Source organism: Rhodococcus sp. EPR-147 (assembly GCF_001647185.1).
Lineage (GTDB): Bacteria > Actinomycetota > Actinomycetes > Mycobacteriales > Mycobacteriaceae > Rhodococcoides.
Genome location: NZ_LVCU01000210.1, coordinates 1 through 2,601, shown reverse-complemented (window position 1 = coordinate 2,601; position 2,601 = coordinate 1). Strand labels below are relative to the sequence as shown.

Annotated in this window: 2 protein-coding genes and 1 pseudogene; 1 reads left to right on the top strand and 2 read right to left on the bottom strand. The window is 66.2% G+C overall.

Features of this window, described 5'->3' with window-relative positions; genetic code table 11:
- A pseudogene (locus tag A2J02_RS10455) lies at window positions 1–1,013 on the bottom strand (transcription-repair coupling factor); the annotation flags it as partial.
- 217 nt (window positions 1,014–1,230) lie between these two features.
- On the bottom strand, window positions 1,231–1,800 hold the full coding sequence (locus A2J02_RS10450) for a TetR/AcrR family transcriptional regulator (protein WP_068049852.1): 570 nt from the start codon (window positions 1,798–1,800) through the stop codon (window positions 1,231–1,233).
- 55 nt (window positions 1,801–1,855) lie between these two features.
- Here A2J02_RS10450 and A2J02_RS10445 point away from each other — a divergent pair.
- Window positions 1,856–2,601: alpha/beta fold hydrolase (locus A2J02_RS10445; RefSeq protein WP_068049850.1), on the top strand; the 746-nt coding region annotated here is incomplete at its 3' end.

The following is a 2,601-nucleotide window of genomic DNA, read 5'->3' as shown; positions in this document are numbered from 1 at the left end:
CCGAGATCGAGTGACGCCCCTTCGAGGCTGGAAGTGTCCAGTGTCGAGGTATCGAGCGGCGCAGCTCCACCGATCGATGCCGCCGTCCAGGATGCTTCGAGGAACTCCTGACCCGTGCGCACCAGATCTGTTGCGCGCGTGCGGATTCGCTCGGGATCGCAGAGCAACACGTGCGTCCCTGCGGGGAGGGTGTCGGCGAGCAACTGCAATTCACCCGGCTGCAGCAGCGGCAGCAACGCCTCCATGCCCTCGACCGGGACGCCGGCGGACAGCTTGTCGAGCATCTCGACCAACGCGGTGTCGCCGGCATTGTCGGCTGCGAGAACCGCGGCACGGTCGCGAACTTCCTGGGTGAGAAGCAGTTCGCGGCACGGCGGAGCGATGACGAGATCGACCTCGTGATCGGGCAACGAACGCTGATCGGAGACCGCGAACGCTCGGAGCTCGGTGATCTCGTCGCCCCAGAATTCCACGCGCACCGGGTGATCTGCCGTCGGCGAGAAGAGGTCGAGGATGCCGCCGCGGACGGCGAACTCGCCGCGCTTGCCGACCATGTCCACGCGTAGGTAGCCGAACTCGACGAGTCGGTGGATCAAGCCGTCGAAGTCGATGTCCAGCCCGACCTTCAGGGTGATGGGTTCGATCTCGCCGAGACCGGGTGCCATGGGCTGCACCAGCGAACGGACGGTGGTGACGATGACGCGCAGAGGATCGCCGTAATCGGTGTCGCCGGGGCGGGCCAGCCGGCGGAGTACGTCCAGTCGCTTGCCGACCGTGTCGGCGCTCGGTGAGAGTCGCTCGTGCGGAAGCGTCTCCCACGACGGGAACATGACAACTCCGCCGCCGAGGATCTGACGCAGTTCGTCGGTGAGATCGTCCGCTTCACGCCCGGTGGCGGTGACGATCAACAACTGCGTGTGCTGAGCGATCGCGGCGGCGACGAACGGGCGAACCGAGTGCGGTCCGATGAGCGTGTGCTCGGCGGTTCCGATCGCATCGGCGACGGCCACCATGGACGAATCCGTCAGCGCGACGCTGGCCAGACCCGAGAGTTGCAGCGCCGCGTCGGGAACGATCGGGGCCGGCCCGGATGGAGAAATGGCAGGCAGAGAATCGGAAGACAACAGCAATGCTCCTAGAAGCGATTCGAGGCGACGGCTGCATACGCACAGTCGTGACCGAGTCTATGGGAGCACACCGACAGCTCGGCAGGCGGGAGACGCCGACGGACTACCTCAGAGCTGCGGCCAACATCGCCGAGAGAGACTCGGCAGCAGCAGCCGAGTCGTACTCCGGGTCGTGCAGGCGCTCGGTGACGATCGCATCGATCCCCCCGCCGACGATGATGGCCAGGGTGCGTGAATCGACGCCGGCCGTCCCGCGAGCCCGGACGGATGAGTCGATGAGGTCGGCCAACGGACGCCATCGGTCCTCCGGGGTGTGCCCCAGATCCGAGTTGCCGAGCGCCTCGACCAACATCCGGGTGTGCGTCGGGTGATCACGTAGGTGGCCGATCATCGCACGCACGTACGCCGCGGGACCCTCCCGCGCGTCGACGGCCTCGACCGCGGCTGCGACGTCCTCCACCAGCGCTGCGAGAACGAACCGATACGCCGCGTCGACCACCGCGTCCTTGGTTCGAAAGTGGTACAGCACAGCTGCTTTGGTAATCCCGGCACTGTCCGCGATGCGCGCGAGCGAGACCTTCGCGTACCCGTGCTGGGAGACCGCGTCGATCGTGACGTCGATCAGCTGAGCGCGTCGCGCACGCTCGACGAAGCTCGGTTCTCTCGTTGCCACGGTCGCCACCCTACCGTACGGTTGAATTACTTACCGATCGGTTAGGAGATCCGATATGAACGTCCGAGCAGTAAGCACACGGCGTCGATACCTGAAAATCACCGCCGGGGCGTTGGCCGTCGGCGCGCTCGCTCTCGCGTTCGTGCTCCGTTCGCCCTCACCGGTCGGCCACTGGAACAGCGCGGCGAGCGAGGACAGATTTCTCGCCGCCTACGACCGCGCGTTCGAGGATCTGCCGAATCCTGCAGAGACACTCGACATCAGAACCGACTACGGCGTCGTCCGCGTGTATCGGTTCGAAGGCACCGGAACCTCCACTCACCCGCTACTCCTGCTGCCGGGCCGTTCCTCGGCCACGCCGGTATGGGCGGCCAACCTGCCCGGCCTGCTGACGATCGGTGACGTCTACACCGTCGACCTGCTCGGCGAGCCTGGACGCAGCATTCAGGAACGGCCGATCTCCAGCGACGAGGACCAGGCTGCGTGGCTCGACCAGACACTCGAGGCTTTACCCACCGACCAGGTCCACCTCGTCGGGCTGTCGATCGGCGGGTGGACCGCGACGAACCTGGCGGTGCACGACAGCACCCACCTGGCCACTCTCACGTTGATCGACCCGGCCCGGACCTTCGCCGACATTCCGTGGGGTACCGCGATTCGCGCCCTCCCGGCCGCCGTGCCGTGGCTTCCGAAATCCTGGCGGGACAGCTTCAACTCCTACACAGCGGGCGGCGCGGAGGTCCAGGACGTTCCCATCGCAGACATGATCGAAGCCGGGATGCAGGGCTACTCGCTGAAACT